We start from the raw sequence: 25658 nt of genomic DNA on the forward strand, positions 1-25658 counted from the left end.
TCCGGTAGATAGTATAAAATATGATAAATTTTCTATCATGAGATCACTTTTGCTGTCAATATGAAATCAAATAAAAGAGAATTATATTAATGACATAGAAATGATTTTATCAAACCACAAGAGGGAATGATTATTGTATTATGTTAAATACTATCTGGCATCTTGCCGGAATACTTAATATTCTCCTTATTCCAACGCATGATCTTAGCACATCTGTTTGTTCGCGAAAAGTTGATCAAATACGATAGGTTATGTCACAAAAAGTCAAATTCTCATCATCTTCCAATTCCCGTTTTTATGCTACCGTAAGAAGCAGGGTGGATTTATTTTTCAGCCAGCAGCAGCTCAGTCAGCACGCAAATGCTCCAATGTGGCGCAAAACAGCTTTCTTTTTAACAGGATTCACCGGAATTTATTTGGTTATAATTTCAGGGTTAATGCCTCTGTGGACACTGATTCCGCTTTCTGTTTTACTCGGAATGTTCAGTGCTTTTGTGGGCTTCAATGTTTGCCATGACGCAATTCATGGTTCGCTGTCAGGAAATAAAAAAGTAAATAAAATGTTCGGTTTTATTTTTAATCTGATCGGAGCGAATCCTTATGTCTGGAGTATTACCCACAATATAGTTCATCATACTTACACCAATATTCCAGGTCATGATGAGGATATTATTGTTGCACCCGGACTCATCAGAATTGCTGAGGAGGATGAAGTAAATTCGATTCAGAGGTTCCAGCACTGGTATGCATTTCCACTTTACAGTCTTGCTTCGCTGTCATGGGTTTTCCGTAAAGATTATCTTAAGTTTTTCCAAAAAAAAATCGGTTCTCATCAAAACAAACACCCTAAACTGGAGTATTTTAATTTATTCTTTTATAAGGCATTGTATTATTTTCTATTTATCATCTTACCACTTTTGGTTTTAGATATCACATGGTGGCAGTTTCTGACAGGATTTTTACTCTTGCATATTGCTGAAGGATTAACGATGGGACTTGTTTTTCAGCTTGCACATGTGGTTGAGGGTACAGATTTTCCGGTTCCTGATGATAAAGGATATATCGAAGAAGCCTGGGCAGAGCACCAGATGCGCACAACGGCAAATTTCGCCACCCACAATAAAATCGCAGCCTTTTTTCTCGGCGGACTCAACAGACAGATTGAGCATCATTTGTTTCCAAAAGTTTGCCACATTCATTACGGTGAAATTTCAGTAATTGTAAAAAAAACAGCATTGGAATTCAATTTGCCTTACAACGAAAACAAGAGTTTTTTGTCTGCATTGCGTTCGCATTTTATCACATTGAAAAGATTTGGTAAAGAGGCCGCTGTTCACCAGTATTGATTTTTATAAAAATTAAATTTGAAAAATAAACACAATAAAAAGCACAAATCAGATTTGGCAGAATTAATCAGTTCTGCCAAAACGATAGGAGATTCATCACAGGTCGAAGCTGCAGAAACAGATTCTGTAAAATTCTTTCCCGAAGATACTTTGGATAAAATAAAATCTGCAAAACTTTTAACGGCAAGCATTGCCAAAAATTATGGCGGACAGAATTTAGGTCTGAAATCCGGAACCAATCTTGCCCTACTTACTATTCTGAAAAACATTGGCAGGGGAAATCTTGTGATGGGAAGGGTGCTGGAAGGTCATATCAATGCACAGATTTTAATCAACCAGTTTGGTACGCATAGGCAAAAAAAGAATTTTGCTGAAGATGCTTTCGATGGTAAGCTTTTCGGCGTCTGGAATACTCAGGCGCAGGATGGAACATTTCTTACCAAGGAAAAAAAAGATACTTTTCATTTAAGTGGTTCAAAAACCTTTGCAACCGGAACAGATTATGTTTCTCGACCGATTGTAACCGCTGCCAGAAAAGATGGATCATGGCAAATGTGTGTGGTTCCCCTGGATGAGATCAACGTAACGAATGATTCAACATGGTGGGATCCGATGGGAATGAAAGCGAGCAGAAGTTTTAAAATGACATTCTCTAAAGCACAAATTTCCAAAATTAATCTCCTGGGATCTGCAGGTGAATATTATCAGCAGCCCGGTTTCAGCGGTGGTGCGATACGTTTTGCGGCAGTTCAGCTGGGTGCGGCGGAGCAACTTTTAGATGAAACAAAAAAATATCTCAAAAGTTTATTCAGAACTGATGATCCTTTTCAGAAAATGCGTTTGGGACAAATGGCTATTGCCGTAGAATCCGGAAATCAATGGTTGAATGCTTCGGCTGTACATCTTGACCGGTATATGGAAAATCCGACAGCTTCTGAAGGCGAAAACTTTATCATGTATGCCAATATGATGCGAACTGCAATCGAACAGATTTGCACAGAAGTAATTAACCTTTGTCAGAAATGTGTTGGCGCACGTGGCCTCAATAAACCTTATCATTTTGAACGAATCATCCGTGATCTGAGCACTTATCTTCGTCAGCCTGCACCTGATGCGGTATTGGCAGATGTTGGAAAATATATTTTACAGTCAGATATCAGTTCAGGGGAAATCTGGAATTTAAATTTAAATAAATAGAAAATGATTCAAAACAATTTTGAAAATATACCATTAGCGCCGGAGCAGTGTGTCACTGGATTTGGAACGACGCTCATTGTGGCTCCGCATGCAGATGATGAAAGTTTAGGTTGCGGCGGGGTGATTTCACTTCTGCGGAAATTTGGACAAAACGTTTATATTCTCCTGCTTAGCGACGGTACTTTATCCCATCCCAACAGTAAAGAATATCCAGCTGAAAAACTGAGAAATTTAAGGGAAAAGGAATTGCTTGATGCAGCTGAAATTCTCGGTGTACCGGCTGAAAATATTGTTTTCTGCAGGTATAGAGACAGAAATGTTCCATCAATCAATCATGAAGGATTTGAAAATGCCGTAAAAAGTATTTCAAAAGTGATGGGAATGATTCAGCCGCAAAGTATTTTCGTTCCATGGCGGAGAGATCCGCACCCTGATCATCAGGCAGCTTTTCAGTTGATTAACGCTTCGGAAACTTCGAATGCAAAAATATATGAATATCCAATCTGGCTTAAAGAATTGGGGACAGAAGGAGATGAACCATCCCAGGATGAATCGATGCCTTTCCGTTTAAATATCAGAAGTGTGCTTGCTCAGAAACAGGAAGCTATTTCACAACACCGCTCGCAGATTAACGGTTTGATTAGCGATGATCCCGAAGGATTTCAGCTTTCTCAGGAAATGCTCAGTCAGTTTAATGTTCCCTACGAAACTTTTTTTATATCGAAATCATGAATGAAAAACAATCTTTAGATTCAGAATACTTCAAAAAAGTCTATGACGCCAACGAAGACCCATGGAACTTTGAAAAAAGCGAGTACGAAGCCAAAAAATACGCAGCTACCATCGCAGCACTTCCCAAAAAACACTATGAAAATGTATTGGAAATTGGTTGCTCCATCGGGGTTCTGACGCAGTTGCTTGCAGAAAAAAGCACTCAGCTATTGGCAACAGACGTTTCACAGAAAGCTTTGGACATGGCTCAAAAACGATGTGAAAATTTAAAAAATGTTAGTTTCGAAAAAATGAGTTTTCCGCAGGAACTTCCCGAAGATCAATATGATTTGATCATGATTTCCGAGGTTGCTTATTATCTTTCTCCGGAAGACTGGCAGTCTGCGATTGGAATCTTATTTGACAAATTGAAGTCAGAAGGAAATATCGTGTTGGTGCACTGGTTACCTGAAGTCCACGATTATCCACAAACCGGTGACGAGGTTCATGATACATTTAATGAATCACTGAGAGACAGAATGGAAAATGTCTTTTCCGACCGTGCAGAAACTTATAGAATTGATGTCTGGGCAAGATCGTAGCCCGAAAATTCCTGTAACTTACTCTGTAAATCTTTAATGGCGTTATCAATATGTACAGGTGGAAATCTTTTTCTGCCTGTCATTCTTTTTAACTGCATTACCTTTTTATACCATTCACCAAAATATTGCTCCTGAAGAAAAGATATGTAGATTTCGCTGTTTACAATAATTTCAGGGGCAATTTCTTTCATCGATTTTTGAAAATCTGACTCTGTTGGGCTTTTCAGATTCCATAAAGTTATGAGATTTCGTTTTTGAGTAAGCCTGTAAGTGATGGATGCAGAGGATTCAACAAAATAATCTTCAATATGGTTTCCTAAATTTTTCCAGACATTCAACTGATAGGAAAGCCCAACTTCTGTACGGCCTACGCACCTTGCGGAAGTATGTACTTTCACTTTGTGGCTGTGACGGATTCTCGCATCCACGCTTTCCAGCCTTTCAAAAAAAGCGCAGTCTTCAAGATACTTCACTTCTGGAACTCCGCCTGATCGGGAATAGCAGTCTGTAGTAATCGCAAAGCTTCCGTTAAAATGCTGGTGATGTCTCGGATTGCAATCAAAACTTCCGTTCATTATTTTTCCTTCAAGTTCGGCAATCAGCAGATGATATTTTTCGTCCCTGAAATGATGTAAAAGTGTAAATTCATCCAATCCTGAAAGTTCCTCATCTGATAATAAAATTCTTCCTCCAACTGCTTCCGCACCATTTTCAATTTCATGAAGTGTTTGTGCAATCCAGTCCGGAGCAACCATGGTGTCCCCATCTGTTGTAAGAATAATGCCACCACCATTTTTTGAAAGTCTTAAAAACGCAGATTCCATCAGCTTTCTTCTTACATAACCGATATTTGCCTGCGCCGGTAAAAGTTTCACTTCTTCTAAATAAATGTTGAGATGTGGATGTTTTTTTTGAAACTGCTGAATCAGATTCACCGAATTATCTGTACAGTTATTGGCTAGAACCAGAATTTCGAATTGTTCTGGATTGATGCATTCACCGAAAATATCTACCTGATCAGCAAACGAAGCCAGTGTTTTTAAAATATATTTCTCTTCATCCTTCACCGGAATTACGATGCTCGACTTTACATTTGGTAAAATATCGGTTTCTGAAAAAAATGATTCGTCAGACTGTTTTATAGGATTTTTCATATATTACTTTATGGTTATCAGATATTCAACTTCAGATGAGACAACATTTTAAAAAGAATTTTTTGACTTTAATTATAATTGGAAAAATAATCCGTAAGTTTCCTGAAAAGTTGAATTTCAGTAAGATATTTGCAATTCCGGTACCAATAAACATCAAAAAAGCGGGAAGGCGGAAGTTTTAAAAATATTTAAATAAAATGTTGGAGTTTTAAATGATTAAATTGAAAAAATTATGATAAATATAAAAAGTAAACGTGAAAAAATGAACGCCGTCTTTACGAAACATCATCTTAAAGGTTTGCCTTTTGATGCGGTTATTCATCACTTCAGCGAGAAAGATCAGAATGAGCATATTCACGACCATCCTTTCAGTTTCACGACACATATTTTGAAGGGAAGCTATGTTGAAAGAATCTATGAGATTCACGAAGACGGAACCTACACTTCTGAGATCCTACACAGAAAGGAAGGTACATCGCACTTTGTTCCTGCAAATACGATACATGAAATCATTGAACTTCCCGAAGGAGAATGTTTTACAATGATCAGACCTCATGAAAGAGAAAAAGAAACTTATTTCTACCGTTTTGAGGAAGGAAAAGTTTTTTTTAGACGTTGGAACCAGCGTAAGTTCAGAGAATATACAGGTGAATTATAATTTTAAAATTGAAGCTTTAGCGCTATCCGAAACAAATAGAACATAACCTGGTAGAATTTCTCTTAAAAATATATACCTGGATCGAACTGATCAGTTTTTTAGAGATAAAATGTACCAGATGAAATTTGAATTTTTACTTATTTAAAAATAAATCTTACTGTACTTTAAAAACTCATTTCCAAAATGTTAAATATCTGATCTCAGGGTCAAGACATAAAACAGTTATTATTGAAACTACTGCTACGATAAGAGCTTTAAGCTTAATATCTTTATGTAAAGCTCAATTGTCTTTAAACCGTTTTCAAAACTATTTACCAGAATAATTCTTCTCTGCTTTTTAGTAAGTTAATATTTTAAGGCGACTGTTTTCATATTATTAATCTGAAACAATTTCGCTCCATGAATATTTTGTAAAAAACTTTATAAAATAAACACTTCAACTTCGATTTTAATCAACTCAAAACGAATTGATTAACATTAAAACCAATTTCCTTGTGATTACAATCATACTGCTGCTTCACTTTAGGTCTTTAAATTGTTAATACATAATCAAATCAAATATATTTATGAAATATTTACTATGTTTTAGTCATTTATCATGGAACTTTGTGTACCAAAGGCCACAACACCTCCTTACAAGATTTTCAAAATACTATAAAGTTTTTTACTTTGAAGAGCCCAAAATCGGAGACTCAGACCGTTATACCGTCAATTTGCAGGATGGTGTCTACATCGTAGAGTTGATAATTTCAGGATTTGACGATTTTACCAACCGTAGAACTCAAAACCTGATTTTACAAGTAATGAATGAGTATGATATAAATGAATACATCACCTGGTATTATACACCAATGGCATTGCAGTTCACAGACGAGCTCACACCTGAGAAGATTGTTTATGATTCTATGGACGAACTTTCTGCATTCAAATTTGCTCCTCCACAACTTATATCATTAGAGCAGGAACTTTTCGATAAGGCTGATGTTGTTTTTACAGGCGGTCATTCACTCTATCAGGCCAAGAAATACAGACATCATAATATTCATGCAATGCCAAGCAGCATTGATAAAGAGCATTTTGGAAAAGCAAGAATCAGTCAGGATGAACCTGAAGATCAGAAAGGAATCGGTTTTCCGAGATTAGGCTTTTTTGGAGTTGTAGATGAACGCTTTGATATAGAACTGCTGAGAAATGTATCTGCTAGCCGTCCGGACTGGCATTTTGTCATTATTGGTCCGGTTGTAAAGATCAGTCCCGATGATTTGCCACGTGCAGAAAATATTCATTATTTAGGATCAAAAAACTATTCAGATCTTCCGGCATACATTGCCCATTGGGATATTGCCTTGATATTGTTTGCGCTGAACGAATCTACAGAATTCATCAGCCCAACAAAAACTCCTGAATATCTTGCTGCAGGTAAGCCGGTGATTTCCACAGCAATTAAAGATGTTGTGAATCCGTATGGAAATGCAGCATTGGTACAGATTGTAGATGATGCAGAATCATTTATTTCCACTGCAGAAAAGATTATGACAGATCCAGACAGAGATCACTGGCTGCGTACCGTAGACCATTTCCTTGAAGACGAATCATGGGATCACACTTTTGAAAAAATGAATACTTTAATCAATACAATCGAAATAACAAATAAACAAAAACAGATCAACCATGTATGATTTTTTAATAGTAGGATGCGGTTTTGCCGGAGCAGTGATGGCAGAACGCCTTGCAGAGGAAGGAAAAAAAATCTTAATCGTTGACAAGCGCAATCACATAGCCGGAAATGCCTATGATTTTTATAATGAGGAAGGAATTCTGATTCATAAATATGGGCCGCATATTTTTCATACCAATTCCGAAGACGTATTTAAATATTTAGGGAAATTTACAGAATGGAGACCTTATGAACACCGTGTTTTGGGCAGTGTGGATGGCCAGTTGGTTCCGATACCAATTAATCTGACTACAATCAACGAATTGTACGGTAAAGATCTTACTTCAGATGAAGTTACAGATTTTCTTGCCTCAAAAGCAGAAAAAAGAAATCCCATTCTTACCTCTGAAGATGTAGTACTGAATGTTGTAGGAAAAGAACTTTATGAAAAATTCTTTAAGGGTTATACCAAAAAACAGTGGGATCTTGATCCTTCTGAGCTTGATGCCTCAGTGACAGCCCGTGTCCCGACAAGAACGAATAAAGATGACAGATATTTTACAGACAGTTTTCAGGCAATGCCCAAAAATGGTTATACTGAAATGTTTAAAAAAATGCTGTCTCACAAAAATATCAGCATCATGCTTCAGACCGATTATCAGGATATTATGGATGTGATTCCATTTAAAAAACTAATTTATACAGGACCTATTGACAGTTATTTTGATTACTGCTACGGAAAGCTGCCATACCGTTCGATTGATTTCAAATTTGAAACTTTAAATCAGACCAATTATCAGGCTACAGGAACGGTCAATTTTCCTACTTCAAATCTATACACAAGAATTACTGAATTTAAGTTTTTGACAGGACAGAAAAACGATAAAACAACCATAGTTTACGAATATCCGACAGCAGAAGGTGATCCTTATTATCCCATTCCCAGAAAGCAGAATCAGGAAATTTACAATCAGTATAAAAAACTTGCGGAAGAGCATCCAAACGTACTTTTCACAGGTCGTTTGGGAACTTACAAGTATTACAATATGGATCAGGTTGTGGCACAATCCCTTGCTCTGTTCAGGAAAATAAAAAATAAGGAAGAGTATGTTCAGTAATGATTTTCCTGCTTCCAATGTAAATCCGTTCAACAGTTTTCTGATGGGCGGATTTGAATGTGCAGACCATCAGAATACTTTCGGAGAAAGAGTAGATCTATATGAAACTTCCGGTCATGGGTTTCATTTGGAGGAAGACTACGATCGCCTGAAGTCACTCGGAATGAAAACAGTGCGTGAAGGAATCCGTTGGAGTGCCGTGGAAACAAAACCTTATCAGTACAACTGGTCTGAAGTGGAAAGATTGATTGAAATTTCGCAAAATAAAAATATTCAAATCATTTGGGACATCTGTCATTTTGGTTATCCTGACGATCTTACGCCGCTTCATCCTATGTTTGCCCGAAGATTCAGTAGTTTATGTCAGGCATTTGTCATCAGATACCGCAGTTTGGTTCCTGAAGGAAATTTGATTATAACTCCGATTAATGAGGTGAGTTTTATTTCATGGCTTGGCGGTGATGTGAGAGGAACTTCACCATACTGCGTTGGCCACGGCTGGGAAGTGAAATATGCGCTGATGAAAGCTTATATAGAAGGCATAGAAATGATGAAAGCTGTAGATTCTTCTGTAAGGATCATGGTTACAGAACCTCTGATCAGCATTGTATCCAATAATCAGGCTGATGCATTTTCTGCTTTATCTGCTGAAGAGAAGCATTTTGAGCAGTTTCAGGTGCACGATATTTTGTCAGGAAGAATCTGTCCTGAATTGGGAGGTAAACCCGAATATCTGGATATCATTGGAGTTAATTTTTATTACAACAACCAATGGATCAATGAAACCCATGAATTCTTGCCTTGGGCAGAAGTTCCGCCAAATCCGCAATACCGGCCACTTCACGAGTTGCTTGAATCTGTTTTTCTGAGATACGGAAGACCTGTTGTGATTTCAGAAACAAGCCATCCCGGTGAAGACCGTGCAAAGTGGATCCGCTCAATTACTAAAGAATGTCTGTCTATTCTGAAGGCAGGGCTCCCACTTTTGGGCTGCTGTTTTTATCCGGTAGTTGACCGGCCAGACTGGGATGATCTCAGCGACTGGCATCACAGCGGTATCTGGGATATATTTGATACTTCAACTTTAAGAAGAGTGCCGGATTCAGAAAGCATTAACGCCATTACAGAATTTAAAAGAAAACTAAATTCTATTCTGGTTGCAAACTGATAAGACAGAACCGGTTTTGTCAAATATTTACAGTTTACAGAAGAAAACGCATTTAAGAAAATGTTTAAAAAATATATAAAAACATCGTAACATTTTATTGCAAAAAAAGAAGCAATATCAACCACTAAATTAATATTTATGAAAAATGAAAATTCCGGAAACGAAAAAATTATCCAGCTGCAGGATTTTACAGTTGATAATTTTGATGAAGCACTAACCACAAATCAGGGTTTAAAAATCAGCAACAATTTGGATTTTAACTAAGGAACTCGAAAATATTAAAGTCCCAACGCTTTTAATTTGGGGAAAAGAAGACAGAATTACACCAATTAATGTTGCTGAAGAATTTAATAGACTTATAAAAAATTCGACTTTATGTTACATTGAACAATGTGGACACGCACCAATGATGGAAAAACCTTCAGAATTTAATCTGATATTGAAATCATTTTTGGAAGAACCTGCCCAAACCATCTCGTAAATAAGGTTTCATAATAGGTATTGAAACAGATTTAAAATAATCTGATCCTAATTTTTTGCTGAACCAAATAGCCAAATATTTGACCTTTTACACAATATCATTCTATTCAATGTGTTGCATCTTTGTACTGTCAATAATGGCAATACAATTTAATATACAAAAGAAATGAAACGTACAGCAAAAGCACACTGGGAAGGAAGTGTAAAAGAAGGAAAAGGCAGTTTAACAACACAGAGCGAAATTTTAAATCAGACCAATTACAGTTTTAGAACTCGCTTTGTTGGTGACGAAGCTGGAACCAACCCCGAAGAATTATTGGCAGCGGCACACGCAGGTTGCTTTACTATGGCAGTCAGTTACGCATTGACAGAAAAAGGAATCACAGCAAATTCTTTGGATACTGAAGCAATCGTATCAATGGATAACGCAGGCATTACAGGAGTACATCTTTCCATAACGGGTAATGTGCCGGAAATCAATAATGAAGAGTTTGAAACAATCACAAAAGCTGCAGAACGAAACTGTTTGATTTCAAAAGTTTTGCAAGTACCTGTGACTTCTGAAGCTGTTTTAGTTTCATAAAATAGGGCAGATAAATTGATTTTTCTCCACCTACCAACGATGTCTCGTTCAACATTTTTATCTATATTTGATAGGGATGTTGAATGAGCATTGTTTTTAGATTACTACAGGATTTTAAAATCCAATTCTATGCTTCTGCAAAATAATTATACTTTACAATTAATTGAAAACAGTAAAAAAATAGATTTTCGAAAATGGTTATAGATTATAAAAAATTCGATTTGTTTGGGAAGACACTTATTCAAAAAATAGACTTAAAACCTCCTTTTGAATTTGTTTTTCCTGTAGCGGAGCAGGCCTGCTTTTTATATATGCTGAAGGGAGAGATGGAATATCATTCGGAAGAAGATAATCTGAAGGTTGAAAACCATCATTCTCTTTTGCTCAACTGTATAAATTCAGGTAAACGAATACAGAATACAGATTCGGAAAGTGAAGGAGAGATTGTCATCGTAACATTCCATCCGGACATACTTAAGAAAGTTTATGATAAAGAAGTTCCGTTGATTTTTAAGCCGAAAAGTCAGGTGACAAACCAATCCCGAGGAACTATCAATAATGATTTCTTGATTCAAAAATATATAGAGGGTTTACTTTTTTATTTTGAAAATCCATCATTGGTCAATGATGAAATTTTGGTGTTAAAGCTTAAAGAAATCGTTCTTTTGTTATCTCAAACAAGTGATGCAGAAATCATACAATTAATTCTTTCACAACTTTTTTCTCCGATAACCTACTCATTCAAACAAATTATAGAGGCCAATCTTTTTTTACAGGTCGGTGTCGAGGACTTGGCACAAAAAACAAATTTAAGCACTTCCTCTTTTAAAAGAGAATTTAAAAAGTTATACGACGATTCTCCGGCTAATTATATCAGAACCAAACGACTGGAAAGAGCAGCTGAATTGCTTCTGGCAACCCACGAAAGAATTACTGATATTGCTTTTGATTGCGGATTCAATGATCTTACAAATTTCACCAAAAATTTCCACGACAGGTATAATATGTCTCCTTCAAATTACCGCCAAAATCGATAACAATAAAATGGGATAATGGATTAGTATTCGATTATTTCAAAACATAGATTTTTTAGTTAAGTTTATAAAATGAAGAAAAGGCTCGAATCATTTTATAAGCAGAAATTTGATGATTTACCATCATTGCCACCTATTGGTGCAGGTGATTTCAATGTTTTTTCTTGATAAGAAACCAGCGGTGGCAGGATTCCAGCCCCATATTCTCATTATGATTTTTTTAAAATAATGCTGATTGACGGAAAACATCATTGTCATTATGCTGATAAAACTATTATTCTAGAAGGAAAAACACTTCTTTTTTTCAATCCGACAGTACCTTACCGCTTTGAGCGGCTAACAAAGAATGCTGTCGGTTTCTTCTGTATTTTCAAAGAATCTTTTTTTACCCAAAGTCATAGGAATGGAGTCGGAGGTTTGCCCGTTTTTTCACACGGAAATAAGTCGGTGTATAATCTCAATGAAAAACAGGTTATGGACGTCGCTAATTTATTTGAAAAGAGGAAAGAGGAAAATAACTCCGATTATCAATTTAAATATGATTTGATACGAAATTATGATGCATATGTAAGGGCATTTAGTAAGCTGGAGTTATTGCGCACCAATTATGAACAATGGGAAACTATAACAAAATCGACAGATTTTTAAGGTCTACAATAGAATAGGGAGCCGCGATTTTAAAAATTGCAGGACTTTTTTTGAGCTAAATAGTAAAATAACTGAACTAATCTGCAAAGCTATTCTATAACCTTTGATGCAATTTTACATTATAAATAAAACAAAAAAAAATTATGGGATTATCAATCGTAGGTATTTTTCATACCATTATCGGCGTCATTGCAATTATTGCAGCTATCATTTCTTATGTGCGGTTTGGTAAAATAAACCTGCAGCATCTTACAGGGAAAATCTATTTTTACTTTACCGTTATAACTTCGCTTAGTTCATTGGCATTATTAAAGCACGGTTTCAACCCTGGACATATTTTTGCAATATTTATTGTGATTTTAGTTGTGGGTGCTTATTTTCTACATCAAAATAAACAAGGAAATAACAAGAGCCGATATTTTGAAAACTTTTTGCTTTCGTTTTCCTTTTTCCTGTCTTGGGTGCCTACAATCAATGAAACTTTCAATCGTGTTCCTGTTGGTCATCCTATAGCAAACGGACCTAAAGATCCTATAATTGGACAAACGGTTCTTTTAATTTTCCTCTTATTCATCGTTGGTTCGATTATACAGTTCAGAAAACAGAAAAAAATAAATAAAATAGTTTAAATTTAATAAAGAATCCCGTCTTGCAAAAGGTAAAGTGGCACCCAAAATAATGTTTTCAAAACCGAACCATGTGTTAATTTTTACATCATCCTTTTCATAATATGAACGAACCAGGCTATTTTCGATTAAAAATAAACTTGATGTGACTTGACCTTTTTTAACAAAAAATTCACCTTTTCTTTTGACTTGGGTTACAATACGTTCTTCAAGTTTCTTTTCAATCTCCGGTGATACAAATCCGTAATACAAATTTAATGAAATGATTTGTGAATTGATTGAGATAAATTTAATCGTTTTGAGATTTTAAGAATAATTATAATATTTTGCGGATTTTGCGATTGTGAGGCAAAACAAGCACAAAGTTTCAATTTTGCACAAATGTTGAATAGAAGAACAATTGTTAAACTTTACAGTTTAAGCCCACTATTGCAAAACCTTTGAGGGTAGTGTTTTTTGATTTAATCTTGTCCACGAAAATTGAATTTTCCTGTTTTTTTATCAATATAGCCAAATTTCGTATAGTAATAAGTAATCCAAATTACTTCATTTTTGTAATAATCTTTATTAAAATTGAAATAAATTATTTGAGGATTTGTTTTCCATAATTCTTTTCCATTTTTATCAAAAGCAGTAATTGATACTCTTTCTTCGTCGAGAATAAATTTATTTTCCTCGCTACCAATCAATGTTTAATTTTTAATTATGTTTGGTTCATTATAATGGGAAATATATGGAATTGTATCCTGAGCTAAAACTTTACTAAAAAAGAAAACTAGAATATAAGTCAGAAAGAGTGAATTTTTAAAAATTATTTTTAAAAATTTATTTTGTTTCATATTCTTTTTGACGGTGTTTTGCGGCTTAAGCAAGATTGCGATTCAAGCGGGCTAGGAAGTTCTTTACCAAGATACAATTTCTTCAGGAAAACAAAACTTCCGTTTACCAAAAATCTAGCTTAGCCATTGTTGGTGGAATTCCTCTATTTGTAGTCGCTTTATTTTTCTGTGAATACTTCTAATTTTTCAGGATTTTACTTCATTGATATTTAATACTCTATCCTTGACCAACCACAAGATCACTTTTCTATCATTGTTTGAAATTCTTTAAGAGTCAGTAAACTTAAACAGTTTTAGGTTCTTTTTCATTGGGTCGTAATTAGCATTATTGTTTTGTAGATATTTGAAATATCTTAGAAATTTTTAAAGAATATATTTCTCAGAACTAATATTTATAAATTAAATTATTACGTCTGACCATTTAATTTTTCTCATCAAGAATAATCACTTTTCTATGTTCTCTTCCCCAATTAATCATTGCTCCGATGATATTTCCGAAAGTTCTGCAATATTCTGTCGGTTCATATTCTATTAAAACGGGTGTTTCAGGATAAACGGTACGTTTCACCAGCTTATTCAATTCCATATCTTTAAGCTCTTTAGAAAGCATTCTTGTGGTAATTCCGGTGATGCTTCTTTCGATTTCGCGGAAACGTCTGTTGCCGTTACAAAGCGAATTGATAACAGGAATTCTCCATTTTCCTCCAATGAAATATAGGGTGTCCTGCAATGCTCTTAATTCTTCAGATTGGTCTCTTTCCATAGCTGCAAAGTTAAATGATATAACGAATGATACTGATATACTCTGTGATACTGGTTACAAAAGTATATCAATTTGAAATAACTTTGTCAAAAATTTTAAAGAAATGAATAGATTTTACAACAAAGTAGCCATTGTAACAGGCGGGAACAGTGGAATAGGGTATGCAACTGCAAAAGAATTAATTGCAGAAGGTGCTAAAGTAATCGTTACAGGTAGAAGAAAAGAAGCTATCGAAAAGGCAGCAGAGGAATTAGGTGCAATTCCTTTCGTAGCAGACCAAGGAAAATTGGAAGAAATAGATTTTTTGAAAAATGAAATTGAAAATCAATTCGGAAAAGTTGATATTTTGTTTATCAATGCAGGAATCACTGGAACTTTAGATTCTATTGAAAATATGAGTTCAGAAAATTTTGACAGTGTGATGAATATCAATTTTAGAGGTGCTTATTTTACATTGAGTAAATTCATTCCTATGTTAAATGATGGCGCATCGGTTGTTTTTCTATCTTCAAATGTTGCCACAACTTACAAAGCCAATAGTTCGGTTTATCAGGCGAGTAAAGCGGCTTTGAATTCGATTGCAAAAACTGCAGCAGCGGAATTGGCATCAAGAAAAATCCGTGTGAACATTGTAAGTCCCGGACCAACCAAAACCGAGATTATGACCAAAGCAGGATTAGACGAAAAAACCTTGGAAGGTTTAAATGATTGGATGATTAATGTAATTCCTTTAAAGAAAATGGGAACTGCAGAAGATGTTGCGAAGGCTGTTGTTTATTTATCCGATAATAATGTTGCCAGTTTTATGACTGGAACAGAAATCCTGATTGACGGTGGAATGGTATTGTAGTTTAATGCTGAGAAAAGTCTTATCGGAATCAATATTCTATAATTTGAAGATTCAAATGAAATTAATTAAAGCTGAGGTCTACGCTTCAGCTTAATTAATTTCGTCAGGTAAAATATTAACCAGTTATTTTCAATGATTGAAATATATCCATCTGAAAAATAAAAATGATATTTCAAAACGAAAGGGCTTCCGGGAAATGTTACAGAAGCTTCAGCTGATAAGATGTTTTCATTTTCGTTTAATCTAAGGGTTTCATAGTGGCTTTGTATTCTTTATTGGCTTTGTCAATCCAGTTTCTATTTCAGCTTTTCTGTTGTGGGTTTTGCCTTCATCAAATACCTCGGTATTTTCGGTAAAACAATTGGCATATGCTGTGCTGCCAAATTCGTTTTGTGCTTTCACTAATTCTGAGATAATGTTTGGTAAATTTATTTTTTAATTTTATAATATTTCGAACTTAATTTCAATTAGCTTTGAAGATGAAAAACCTCTTAGTATATTGCAAAACCGTATTTATTTGTAAATGTCCAATTTTGAAGCTTTTTACGACTACATTCAAAAACTGTCAGGAGAAATACTTTCTGAGGATGAGAAGTTGGTAATCGAGACTCATATGAAACCCAGAAGGTTCAGGAAAAAGCAATATTTTCTGCAGGAAGGAGATGTCTGCAAATACACAGGATTTATAGTAAAAGGATCTGCCAGAACATTTTCTGTGGATAAAGATGGAAATGAAAATATTCTTAAACTAAGTGTTGAAAACTGGTGGCTGGCTGATTTTGAAAATTTTTATCATCTTACGCCAAGTCAGTACAACATACAGGCAATAGAGGATTTAGAAGTGTTGCAGGTGACCAATGCTCAGGTTGAAGAATTTTTTAAACCTATCCAGGCATTTTCGGCAATGATGGAGGTCATCAAGCAGAACAATGCAATTGCGAATCAAAACAGGATGCAAGCTGTTATCCGTTATACAGCAGAAGAACGTTTTTCTGATTTTGTCAATAATTATCCTCACTTTTTACAACGGTTTCCTCAAAATATGATTGCATCCTATTTAGGTTTGTCTCCTGAAACACTGAGCAGATTGCGAAAAAAAATAAATTCAAAATAGAAATTTATACTCATATCTTCTCTCTTTTATTTTCCTGCTTCTAATTTCAAAAAAAATACTTCCAGAAACATCAACTCTTTGACTTGATCTAGATCAAGTGTATTTAATGATTCAGGTCAAGATTGCATTTGTCCTGTAGAAATACCTTTGTACTTATAATTCAGAAAAGAATATTTGAAATTTTTAAAATATACAATTATGAGTAAATTAAAAAACAAAGTAGCAGTAATTACAGGCGGGAACAGCGGTATAGGCTTTGGTATTGCAGAAGCATTAAAAAATGAAGGTGCAACTGGCGCGATTGTGGGTAGAAATCAGGAAACTTTAGACAAGGCTTTAGCGCTTCTTGGAGATGGCTTTATTGCAATCAATGCCGATGTAACGAAAGCTGAAGATCTTGAAAGAGCGTTTGAAGCAACAGCAGATAAATTTGGCAAGATTGATATTTTGGTCGCCAATGCTGGTGCTGGAAGCGTAGGAACGGTTGCAACTACAACTGAAGAAGATTATGATCGATTAATGAATTTGAACCTGAAAGCAGTTTATTTCACAGTTCAAAAAGCTTTACCTCATTTGAATGATGGTAGTTCTGTTATTCTTATCGGATCAAATGCTGCACATCGCGCTTATGCTTCTTTCACACTTTACGGCGCTGCAAAATCTGCTGTAATTTATTTGGCGAAAGGATTTTCTACGGATCTTTTAGACAGAAAAATAAGAGCGAATGTGATAACTCCTGGTACGACGGATACTCCGGCATTTGAAAAGTTTATTCCTGCTGAACATATAGATGCAGTGAAACAACAGTTTGCTGAAGCCGTTCCGGCGGGCAGGATAGGGCAACCTTCTGATATCGGAAGTGCTGCAGTGTTTTTGGCATCCGACGATTCTTCTTTTATGCTTGGTGCTGAATTGCTTGTTGATGGAGGAATGACTTATCTGGTAAAATAATATGTCTTAATCCTTATTACAGAATGATGATTTAATCTAAGTAATCCTCTAAGATTAAAAATGCCGAATAACGATAAAATTATTTGGCATTTTTATTCATAAATTTAAACCTTCTTCAAAAATCAAAAAGCACAAATAATTGAATATTTGTGCCTTAAAGTTTTAATTTCTAATTATCAATATGTTCTAAAAGCCATACATCCCACCAGAAACAGAGATCTGCTCACCTGTTATCCACGCTGCATCATCAGAAGCTAGAAATACAGCAGCTTTTGCAATATCTGCCGGCAGACCTCTACGTCCAAGCGGCGTTTTTTCTACAAACATTTTTTCATAATCGCTTCCGGCAGTCACACCCGCACTAGCTGCACCTTCTGTATCTGTAGCACCCGGCAAAATAGAATTGATGCGGATATTTTTTTGACCCAATTCTTTCGATAATGCAATGGTGAAAGCATCTATCGCAGCCTTAGTAGAAGAATACAGCGATGCATGAGGAAGTGGAGATTTACTTGCGTCTGAACTGATATTGATGATGTTTCCACCATTGTCTCCAAAAAGTTTAAGAGCTGACTGGATGGTTAAAATTGTTCCTAATACATTCACGTTAAAACTTTTGTGGAAATCCGACACCGTAATCTGTTCAATTCCTGCATATCCTTGAGATACTGCATTGTTAACCAAAATGTCCAGCGTTCCGAAAGCTTTTTTGGTTTCTTCAAACAATCTGTTGACATCTGCTTCATTGGAAACATCTGCCTGCACAGCTATCGCCACACCGCCGTGGTCAGTAATTACCTTAACTACATCTTCCGCAGCTTCTTTGCTTGAAGCATAATTTACGACAACTTTTGAACCTTCGTGAGCGAAGTATTTTGCAATAGCAGCACCTATTCCTTTTGCAGCACCGGTAACTATCGCTACCTTGTTTTCTAATTTACTCATAATTGTATATTTTAAATTCTTCAGATTATTTTCTTTCTGATTTATATGCAAAGTTGCGGCATCATAGCTCTCTGTGCATTGATACTCATCAGGGATTAACGGTGACAAATGTCAATTGAAACCCGTGAGTTAAATCAGAAAAACTGATTAAATGATTGTAAAATATAAGTTTATGCGAAATGTGAAAAATGAAAAAATTCGGGAGAGGGTAGAATAGCAAAGGCGTAAAGCCTTCGTTAAATACTTTTTAATTTGTTAAAAGCTTTAATATAGAACAAATCGGATTAAGATTTCAGTAAAGAAATTTTGCTACGTTTCACAAAAATGAAATCATCAGGAATAAGAATCTACTTCAATGCGTTTTTCTTGATCCTACTCAAAGTTTCAGATGTTAATCCTAAGTAAGAGGCAATCATATTTTGTGAAAACCGCTGTAGAAAATAGGGGTATTTTTTCACAAGGTCCTCATAGCGCTCTTCAGCAGAGTAGTTAATGGCCTGCATTCTTTTCTGCGATGCGATAGTACTGTTTTGACTAGTTATGTCGGACATTGCTGAAAATGCAGGAATATGTTTGAGAAATTCTTCAATTTCCGCATTTGTTGTTTTCCGGATTTCAAGTTCCTCCAGCGCTTCAATATGAAATCGGCTTGGTGTTAACTTATAAAAGCTTTCAAAATCTGTAAGCCACCAGTTCTCTATCGACAATCTTAGTATATTTTCGTGTCCTTTTTCGTCCACTGTAAAAGTCTTTGCAGAACCTTTCACAATAAACGCAATGAATTTGCACACGTCACCTTCTTGTAAAAAGTATTGTCTTTTTCGGAGTTTTCCCGGTTTAAAATGTGTTATCAACAAAAGCTTATCATTTTCTGACAGCAATTTGCCTGAAATTTCTTGAATGTAATCGAAAAACATTTCAAAATTGGACATTGTAATAGCAACTAATGACCTGCAATTTACTTAATTTAAAACATATCTCAATATCGAAATATCAGATATCGATAGGTTAAATTGATCTGCAGATTCTCTAAAAAATATAAAACCGCATATCGCCTTGAACGTCTATGCGGTTTCATTTTATTTAGATTTAATTAGACTAATAATTTGATCCAACTTAATTTGCGGCAGCCTGTAATTCTTTGATTTTATCCACACCTTCAGTATCCAACCATTCTTCGAAACTTGTCAGCTTCGGCATCCACGATGAAATTAAATCATAATTGATAGGATCATAACCTTCTTTAGCGATCATCTCTACCAATTGTGCAAATGTTTCACTTTGTTGATAAAGCATTTCGACAGGAACCTGTATGAATTCGATTGGCTGATTTAATTTGTCTTCTAATAATTTCAAAACCTGTTTTGGGGTAAGCAGTTCACCTCCAAAATCGATTGTTTTTCCATTAAAATCATCGTGATTCTGAAATATAATACGGGCAAAAGTTCCGATATTTTTTGTAATATCATATATTAGGTACAATAAAGTATATAGTAACCAAACTAAAGACATCCCACGATTTTGTTATAAGAAACCTCAGTTGTGTTACAAACAACATTTTAGATAGAATGACCTTTGTTTTTCAAACATTTAAAATTAAAAGAAATGAAAAAAGCATTAATTACAGGAGCGAACAAAGGCATTGGTTTGGAGGTAGCAAAACAATTATTACAAAAAGGGTATTATGTTTATCTGGGGAGCAGAGATTTAAATAACGGTAAAGAAGCCGTTGAAAAATTAAAAAATGAAGGGCTCGAAAATGTTGAATTGTTAGAAATAGATGTTACGAATCAGGATTCGGTAGACAATGCCCGGATTGAGTTGGGCAAGAAAACACAGATACTGGATGTACTGATCAATAATGCCGGTATTAATGGAATAGAATTTAATGATGGCAAACCAGTAATGCATACTGCAACAGAAACCGACGTAGATGTTTACAAGAAAGTTTATGAGGTAAATGTGTACGGCGTGATTAGAGTTACACAGGCATTTTTAGATTTATTGCGAAACTCATCAGCACCCAGAATTGTCAATGTAAGTTCCAGCCAAGGCTCGCTTACTTTACACAGCGATCCGAATTTTATTCATTACAACTTCAAAGGCTCGGTATATCAATCTTCGAAGTCAGCATTAAATATGTATACCATTGTGCTTGCGTATGAATTGAAAGATTTACCTTTTAAGGTAAATGCAGTTAGCCCAGGTTCTACAAAGACAGATTTTAACCATAATTTGGGGCAGGGTTCTGTGGTAGATGCCGGCAACCGAATTGTAAAATACGCCATCATTGGCGAGCACGGGCCGACAGGTAAATTTTTCTCTGAAGATATGAATACGGATACCGGTGAAATTCCGTGGTAGAAAATCACTAAATTTATGAAATGAAAAAGGACAAAAATATTCCTTACCATTACAATTCACTTACAGAATTGCATCGGATGCTTGGGTTACCTAAACCCTTGCACCCGTTGATTAGTTTTTTTGATAATACCAATAGAAAGATAGATAATAGCAACATCGCAGACCTGCGAACTTCAGCATTTTACAAGATCTCTTATAAATCAAATCTTACCGGGCAGTTAAAATACGGGCAACATTATTATGACTTTGATGAAGGCGGATTGTTTTTTGTATCGCCTAACCAGGTAACTGCAAACAGCGATAATAACGGCGACCATTCTGGTTATACGTTATTAATTCACCCAGATTTTTTATTGTCTTATCCTTTGGCAAATAAGATAAAGCTGTATGGCTTTTTTAGCTATTCTGCCGATGAAGCATTGCATCTTTCAGATAAGGAAAAAGATACTATTATTTCAATTTTCAAAAATATTGATGAAGAATTGCAAAGCAGAATTGATGATTTCAGTCAAGATGTAATGATCTCACAAATAGAAACTTTGCTCAATTACAGCAATCGATTTTACAAGAGACAGTTTATAAACCGAAAACAAGTAAATAACGACCTTTTACAAAAAATGGAGAAAATTTTGGAAGAACTGTTTAAAGATGAAAATCTGGCAATCCAAGGTATTCCGACAGTCCAGCATCTTTCCGAAGGCCTCCATCTTTCGCCAAGTTATCTGAGTGATATGTTACGTTCTTTAACAGGGCAAAATGCACAACAACACATTCAAAACAAGATTATTGAAAAAGCAAAAGAAAAATTATCTACTTCTGATTTATCAATTTCAGAAATAGCTTATGAATTAGGTTTTGAATATTCACAATCTTTCAGTCGCTTATTTAAAGCTAAAACCAGTCAAAGTCCGATAGAGTTTAGGGCTAGTTTCAATTAGACAACATCATCTAATCTTTGTTAAACTAAAAAACCTTTCACGAATTTCATATATACCCAGCCTAAATCACTTTTTACCAAATGGTAACTTCCTAATTAAAATCGCTTCCTAACTTTACAACAATGGAAAAGTTAATTGAATATATACTGCATTTTGGCAATTTGAACCAACAGCAAATCGACTTTATCAAAAGCAAGGTCACTGAATTGGAATTGAAAAAAGATGATTATTTTTCCGAAGCAGGAAAAATTCCAAAATACATTGGTTTTGTTTTGGAAGGCGTTTTTCGTTTTTGCTACTACAATAATAAAGGCGAAGAAATCACTTATTATTTTATCAGCGAAAACAGTTTTGTTTCAGACCAGCAAAAATTTGATGCACAAGCAGCAGCGACTGAGTACATCCAAGCTGTGACAGATTCTAAAATGCTGGTGTTCTCTAAAAAAGATTGGGACGAGATTTTAAATACAATTCTGGATTGGGATAAGATTTCTGCTAAAATAACACACAAATGTTTAACCGAAGCGATGGACAGAAGAAGTCCATTGGTTTCGGAAGATGGAACTACCCGTTATCTGTCATTCCTCGAAAAATATCCAATGCTTATCAACCGTGTTCCGCTTTCATTGGTCGCTTCATACTTGGGCGTTACCCAACAATCGTTGAGCAGAATCAGAAAGAACATCCGCTAAGATCTCTTTTTACCAAATGGTAAATGTTTTGGTTTTTAAAGTGCGGAAATTTGTATCATTAATTTAAAACAAAATATAATAAGCAAAAAAATAGTATTAATTACAGGAACAAATAGCGGATTTGGATGGCTTACCGCAAAGAGCGTTGCAGCCTTGGGACACCAGGTTTATGCTACAATGAGAGATACAAACGGTAAAAATTCAGATAAAGCAAAAGCTCTTTCAGAGACAGAAAACATCACCGTTTTGGATGTTGCACTTACGGACGAAAACAGTGTGCAGAACGCCATAGACACCATTATCGAAAAAGAAGGAACAGTAGATGTTTTGGTAAACAATGCGGGATTTAGCAGAAACGGTGTGGCCGAAAGTTTTACCACCGCCGATGTGCAGGAAATATTTGATATCAATGTCATCGCACCTTGGCGATTGATGAAATTGGTGTTGCCATTTATGCGTAAACAATCCGAAGGTCTGATCATCAATATCACCAGCGGATTTGGTACCGTATCGTTTCCTTTTGCAACAATGTACAGTGCTTCAAAATTTGGTTTGGAAGGTATCAGCGAAGGTTTACATTATGAAGTAAGACCTTTGGGTGTGGACGTTGCTATCCTACAACCAGGTGCTTTCCCAACAGAGATGTCACAAAAATTCAACCCTGGTTCCGATGCTTCGGTTAACGATGCTTATCAAGCCATAGCAGATTATCCTAATAAAATGGGTGCTGCTGTTGGTAAAGCATTCGAAACTCTAAAACCTAATCCGCAGGATATTGCAGACGCAGTTGTAAATTTAATAAGCTTACCCAAAGGTCAGCGCCCGATAAGAACTAATGTTGACCCTTTCACAGGACAATACATTAAAGCTGCAAATGATGCAGTACAAGCTGAATATGATAAAGCGTTAACAGCTTTTGGAATGGGAGATTTGTTGAAGTAAAGTATTGAAACCCTCAAATTTTTATTGCAGTGTTCCATCCTAAATCCGATGCAGATTATAGGTCAAAAATAATTTATTATACCAAAGCAAAAACATTTTTTGCTTTGGTATTTTGTTTAATAAGTAAAGAATAAAAAAGTAACAGCTTTTTGATGAGATCAATATCATTAAAATATAAAATTTTTAAAAATTTGATATATATTTAAGTATATAAAATGTTCCATATGCTTAAAGATTTTGAATTTTATCTTTTCCTGGTTTTCTTAATTACGATGCTTATCATGCTGGCCAATAAAATTAAAGTTGCATATCCTGTTTTACTGGTATTGGCAGGACTTGCTATAAGCTTTATTCCTGGTGTGCCACCCATTAAAATAGAGCCCGAATTACTGTTCATCATTTTTTTACCTCCTTTATTATATGAAGCTGCCTGGTCAACCTCATGGAAAGAGCTTTGGCGATGGCGCAGGATTATTTTCAGTTTTGCTTTTGTCGTTGTTTTTTTTACAGCATTGTCAGTTGCTGTTTTCGCAAATTATTTTATTCCCGGATTTTCTCTGGCTCTTGGGTTTTTATTGGGAGGTATTGTTTCTCCACCGGATGCCGTTAGCGCCGGAGCAATTTTAAAATTCGTAAAAGTTCCCAAAAGACTGGCTTCCATTCTGGAAGGTGAAAGTTTGCTGAATGATGCTTCTTCTCTTATTATTTTCAGATTTGCAATGATAGCTGCTGCCACAGGACAGTTTGTCTGGCATGAAGCGGCCGGAAGTTTTGTGTGGATGTGCTTTGGAGGATTAGGAATTGGGCTTGCTATTGCGTATTTCTTTCTGAAGATGCACAAAATTTTACCTACCGATTCAAATATAGATATTTTGCTGACTTTTATTGCGCCGTTTTCTATGTATCTTGCTGCTGAACAGCTTCATGCATCGGGAGTGTTGGCGGTAGTAACAGGTGGGTTGTTTCTTTCATATCGAAGTCATGATTTTTTAAGCAGTGCGTCACGAATACGTACGGTAACAGTCTGGGAGAGTTTTTGCTTTCTGTTAAACGGAATTGTTTTTATGCTGATTGGTTTAGATCTGCCGGAAATTGTTTCCGGCCTTGGAAATACAGATATTTATACAGCGATAAGGTATGGAGTTGCAGTTACCGTTGTACTCGTTGTAGTAAGAATTTTTGCAGGTTATGGTGCATTGATTACAACTTTAGTTATGAGAAATTTTATTACCGTTGCAGATCCGCAGTCACCAGGCTGGCAAACTCCTTTAATTATTGGATGGACCGGAATGCGTGGCGTAGTTTCCCTAGCAGCAGCGTTATCCATTCCCATGACGTTGGATGATGGCTCTCCGTTCCCACAAAGAAATATGATCCTTTTTATTACATTTATTGTCATTCTGTTAACGCTACTTTTACAGGGGCTTACCCTTCCTTTTTTACTTAAAAGATTTCCTCCGGTAGACCGGGATTTTATAAGAAGCACGAAAGAGATAGATTACGACATTCAGAACAGTCTGGCAAAAGTAGCGATTGATAAAATCCGGAGCGACTATGCTGATAAAATAGAAAGTTTTCCGACGTTGAAAGATCAGTTACAGAAATATGAAAATCAGTTTAACAGTTCTGAAATTATTCTGAATTATGAGGAATATAGAAATATTTATATTGATATTCTCGACACTCAAAGAAGCTGGCTTATCAATAAAAACCGTGAAGAACTCTTACTTGATGAAAATATTATTAGAAAACATCTGAGACTTTTGGATCTGCAGGAGGAAAGATTGAATATGAAAAGCTAAGACTTTGCTAAAATAGTTTTGAGACCTTTTTTTTCAGAATAAAATCTTTGAAACTGTTGAACATTCTATTTTGCCTTTATAAACCTGTAGAAACTTACTGATTCAATGGGGAAATGAAATTTACAGTTAATCCGTATTTTAATAGATAATAAAAATATTGAAATAGATTACCGTCTTCATAGATTAAAATCATTTACTTACAAAAATATTGTTATAAAGAAAGAATTTTTCTTTTAAAATCATATTAGAATTACTATATTTAGTATCAGTTATAATAAACCAAAAGAGAAAAAATACTAGAACCTTAATGAGATTTCAAACCATACTTCAATGCTGATGAAGTCTCTGATGTAGCACTGTTAGGCTGTATATTTTACATAGGCTAAAGATTTCAAGTGAAAAAATTCAAACCATAAAATGTCAAGCTGTAACAGTTTGATGAATAATTTTGTTATGTCTATAAAAAAAGAGACAAC

28 protein-coding genes are annotated in these 25658 nt (G+C 35.3%); 22 read left to right on the forward strand and 6 right to left on the reverse strand.

All coding sequences use genetic code 11. The annotated features are described in order from the left end of the window. Window positions 1-251: 251 nt before the first annotated feature. From AC2A1G_RS09400 to AC2A1G_RS09415, 4 genes are read left to right on the forward strand one after another with little or no spacing between them, the layout of a single operon-like run. On the forward strand, window positions 252-1346 hold the full coding sequence (locus tag AC2A1G_RS09400; RefSeq protein WP_484046663.1) for a fatty acid desaturase family protein: 1095 nt from the start codon (window positions 252-254) through the stop codon (window positions 1344-1346). A gap of 18 nt (window positions 1347-1364) precedes the next feature. Beyond that, entirely contained in the window at window positions 1365-2543 is a 1179-nt protein-coding gene (locus AC2A1G_RS09405) for an acyl-CoA dehydrogenase family protein (RefSeq protein ID WP_484046664.1), read from the forward strand. 3 nt (window positions 2544-2546) lie between these two features. Continuing rightward, window positions 2547-3275: a PIG-L deacetylase family protein gene (locus AC2A1G_RS09410; RefSeq protein WP_484046665.1), complete on the forward strand. Its 729-nt coding sequence runs from the start codon at window positions 2547-2549 to the stop codon at window positions 3273-3275. Next, window positions 3272-3856 (forward strand): class I SAM-dependent DNA methyltransferase, encoded by a 585-nt coding sequence (locus tag AC2A1G_RS09415; RefSeq protein WP_484046666.1) that lies wholly within the window; start codon window positions 3272-3274, stop codon window positions 3854-3856. The genes AC2A1G_RS09410 and AC2A1G_RS09415 overlap by 4 nt, the downstream gene beginning before the upstream one ends. Here AC2A1G_RS09415 and AC2A1G_RS09420 read toward each other — a convergent pair. After that, entirely contained in the window at window positions 3826-5010 is a 1185-nt protein-coding gene (locus tag AC2A1G_RS09420) for a glycosyltransferase family 2 protein (RefSeq protein WP_484046667.1), read from the reverse strand. The genes AC2A1G_RS09415 and AC2A1G_RS09420 overlap by 31 nt on opposite strands. 232 nt (window positions 5011-5242) lie before the next feature. Between AC2A1G_RS09420 and AC2A1G_RS09425 the strand changes: the two genes are divergently transcribed. The 10 genes from AC2A1G_RS09425 (at window position 5243) to AC2A1G_RS09470 (ending at window position 12985) form a co-directional block, all read left to right on the forward strand. Further along, window positions 5243-5668 (forward strand): hypothetical protein, encoded by a 426-nt coding sequence (locus AC2A1G_RS09425; RefSeq protein ID WP_484046668.1) that lies wholly within the window; start codon window positions 5243-5245, stop codon window positions 5666-5668. A 566-nt stretch (window positions 5669-6234) separates the two neighbouring features. Further along, window positions 6235-7347: a glycosyltransferase family 1 protein gene (locus tag AC2A1G_RS09430; protein ID WP_484046669.1), complete on the forward strand. Its 1113-nt coding sequence runs from the start codon at window positions 6235-6237 to the stop codon at window positions 7345-7347. Next, complete coding sequence (gene glf / locus AC2A1G_RS09435) at window positions 7340-8443, forward strand: UDP-galactopyranose mutase (protein ID WP_484046670.1); 1104 nt, start codon at window positions 7340-7342, stop codon at window positions 8441-8443. Before AC2A1G_RS09430 ends, glf begins: the two co-directional genes overlap by 8 nt. After that, the gene (locus AC2A1G_RS09440; protein ID WP_484046671.1) at window positions 8433-9611 is read left to right on the forward strand and encodes a hypothetical protein; all 1179 of its coding nucleotides are present in this window, start codon (window positions 8433-8435) and stop codon (window positions 9609-9611) included. The genes glf and AC2A1G_RS09440 overlap by 11 nt, the downstream gene beginning before the upstream one ends. A gap of 138 nt (window positions 9612-9749) precedes the next feature. Beyond that, window positions 9750-9875: a hypothetical protein gene (locus AC2A1G_RS09445; RefSeq protein WP_484046672.1), complete on the forward strand. Its 126-nt coding sequence runs from the start codon at window positions 9750-9752 to the stop codon at window positions 9873-9875. Window positions 9876-9888: 13 nt separating this feature from the next. Beyond that, complete coding sequence (locus tag AC2A1G_RS09450) at window positions 9889-10092, forward strand: alpha/beta fold hydrolase (protein ID WP_484046880.1); 204 nt, start codon at window positions 9889-9891, stop codon at window positions 10090-10092. 165 nt (window positions 10093-10257) lie between these two features. Then, window positions 10258-10674, forward strand: coding sequence for an OsmC family peroxiredoxin (locus AC2A1G_RS09455; RefSeq protein WP_484046673.1), 417 nt, complete (start codon window positions 10258-10260; stop codon window positions 10672-10674). Window positions 10675-10868: 194 nt separating this feature from the next. Continuing rightward, complete coding sequence (locus tag AC2A1G_RS09460; RefSeq protein WP_484046674.1) at window positions 10869-11711, forward strand: AraC family transcriptional regulator; 843 nt, start codon at window positions 10869-10871, stop codon at window positions 11709-11711. A gap of 225 nt (window positions 11712-11936) precedes the next feature. Then, window positions 11937-12356 (forward strand): hypothetical protein, encoded by a 420-nt coding sequence (locus AC2A1G_RS09465; RefSeq protein WP_484046675.1) that lies wholly within the window; start codon window positions 11937-11939, stop codon window positions 12354-12356. Window positions 12357-12499: 143 nt separating this feature from the next. Further along, entirely contained in the window at window positions 12500-12985 is a 486-nt protein-coding gene (locus AC2A1G_RS09470; protein WP_484046676.1) for a hypothetical protein, read from the forward strand. A gap of 458 nt (window positions 12986-13443) precedes the next feature. On the opposite strand, the gene AC2A1G_RS09475 is transcribed toward AC2A1G_RS09470, so the two are convergent. Together AC2A1G_RS09475 and AC2A1G_RS09480 are read right to left on the reverse strand one after the other, a co-directional pair. Beyond that, window positions 13444-13671: a hypothetical protein gene (locus AC2A1G_RS09475; protein WP_484046677.1), complete on the reverse strand. Its 228-nt coding sequence runs from the start codon at window positions 13669-13671 to the stop codon at window positions 13444-13446. A gap of 571 nt (window positions 13672-14242) precedes the next feature. Beyond that, complete coding sequence (locus AC2A1G_RS09480; protein WP_484046678.1) at window positions 14243-14584, reverse strand: winged helix-turn-helix transcriptional regulator; 342 nt, start codon at window positions 14582-14584, stop codon at window positions 14243-14245. A 103-nt stretch (window positions 14585-14687) separates the two neighbouring features. Here AC2A1G_RS09480 and AC2A1G_RS09485 point away from each other — a divergent pair, with 103 nt between their 5' ends. The 3 genes from AC2A1G_RS09485 to AC2A1G_RS09495 all read left to right on the forward strand — a co-directional run bounded on the left by AC2A1G_RS09485 (window position 14688) and on the right by AC2A1G_RS09495 (window position 17499). Beyond that, the gene (locus AC2A1G_RS09485; RefSeq protein WP_484046679.1) at window positions 14688-15434 is read left to right on the forward strand and encodes an SDR family oxidoreductase; all 747 of its coding nucleotides are present in this window, start codon (window positions 14688-14690) and stop codon (window positions 15432-15434) included. A 523-nt stretch (window positions 15435-15957) separates the two neighbouring features. Beyond that, window positions 15958-16548, forward strand: coding sequence for a Crp/Fnr family transcriptional regulator (locus AC2A1G_RS09490; protein WP_484046680.1), 591 nt, complete (start codon window positions 15958-15960; stop codon window positions 16546-16548). A gap of 198 nt (window positions 16549-16746) precedes the next feature. Beyond that, window positions 16747-17499 carry an SDR family NAD(P)-dependent oxidoreductase gene (locus tag AC2A1G_RS09495; RefSeq protein WP_484046681.1) on the forward strand — a complete coding sequence of 251 codons (753 nt, stop codon included), beginning with the start codon at window positions 16747-16749 and terminating at the stop codon, window positions 17497-17499. A 186-nt stretch (window positions 17500-17685) separates the two neighbouring features. On the opposite strand, the gene AC2A1G_RS09500 is transcribed toward AC2A1G_RS09495, so the two are convergent. The 3 genes from AC2A1G_RS09500 to AC2A1G_RS09510 form a co-directional block, all read right to left on the reverse strand. After that, the gene (locus AC2A1G_RS09500) at window positions 17686-18444 is read right to left on the reverse strand and encodes an SDR family NAD(P)-dependent oxidoreductase (RefSeq protein WP_484046682.1); all 759 of its coding nucleotides are present in this window, start codon (window positions 18442-18444) and stop codon (window positions 17686-17688) included. Window positions 18445-18791: 347 nt separating this feature from the next. Next, complete coding sequence (locus AC2A1G_RS09505) at window positions 18792-19361, reverse strand: Crp/Fnr family transcriptional regulator (RefSeq protein WP_484046683.1); 570 nt, start codon at window positions 19359-19361, stop codon at window positions 18792-18794. 199 nt (window positions 19362-19560) lie between these two features. Then, window positions 19561-19956, reverse strand: coding sequence for an NmrA family NAD(P)-binding protein (locus tag AC2A1G_RS09510; RefSeq protein ID WP_484046684.1), 396 nt, complete (start codon window positions 19954-19956; stop codon window positions 19561-19563). A 93-nt stretch (window positions 19957-20049) separates the two neighbouring features. On the opposite strand from AC2A1G_RS09510, the gene AC2A1G_RS09515 reads away from it, so the two are divergent. The 5 genes from AC2A1G_RS09515 to AC2A1G_RS09535 all read left to right on the forward strand — a co-directional run bounded on the left by AC2A1G_RS09515 (window position 20050) and on the right by AC2A1G_RS09535 (window position 25182). Next, entirely contained in the window at window positions 20050-20808 is a 759-nt protein-coding gene (locus AC2A1G_RS09515; RefSeq protein WP_484046685.1) for an SDR family oxidoreductase, read from the forward strand. Between the two features lie 20 nt (window positions 20809-20828). Next, a complete protein-coding gene (locus AC2A1G_RS09520; RefSeq protein ID WP_484046686.1) occupies window positions 20829-21746 on the forward strand; it encodes a helix-turn-helix domain-containing protein in 918 nt (305 codons plus the stop codon). 122 nt (window positions 21747-21868) lie between these two features. Next, a complete protein-coding gene (locus AC2A1G_RS09525) occupies window positions 21869-22438 on the forward strand; it encodes a Crp/Fnr family transcriptional regulator (RefSeq protein WP_484046687.1) in 570 nt (189 codons plus the stop codon). Between the two features lie 99 nt (window positions 22439-22537). Then, window positions 22538-23380 (forward strand): SDR family oxidoreductase, encoded by an 843-nt coding sequence (locus AC2A1G_RS09530; RefSeq protein WP_484046881.1) that lies wholly within the window; start codon window positions 22538-22540, stop codon window positions 23378-23380. A 224-nt stretch (window positions 23381-23604) separates the two neighbouring features. After that, a complete protein-coding gene (locus AC2A1G_RS09535; RefSeq protein ID WP_484046688.1) occupies window positions 23605-25182 on the forward strand; it encodes a Na+/H+ antiporter in 1578 nt (525 codons plus the stop codon). The last annotated feature ends 476 nt before the right edge of the window (window positions 25183-25658 follow it).

The sequence above is a fragment of the Chryseobacterium sp. HNCC26DJ240 genome (genome assembly GCF_057180485.1).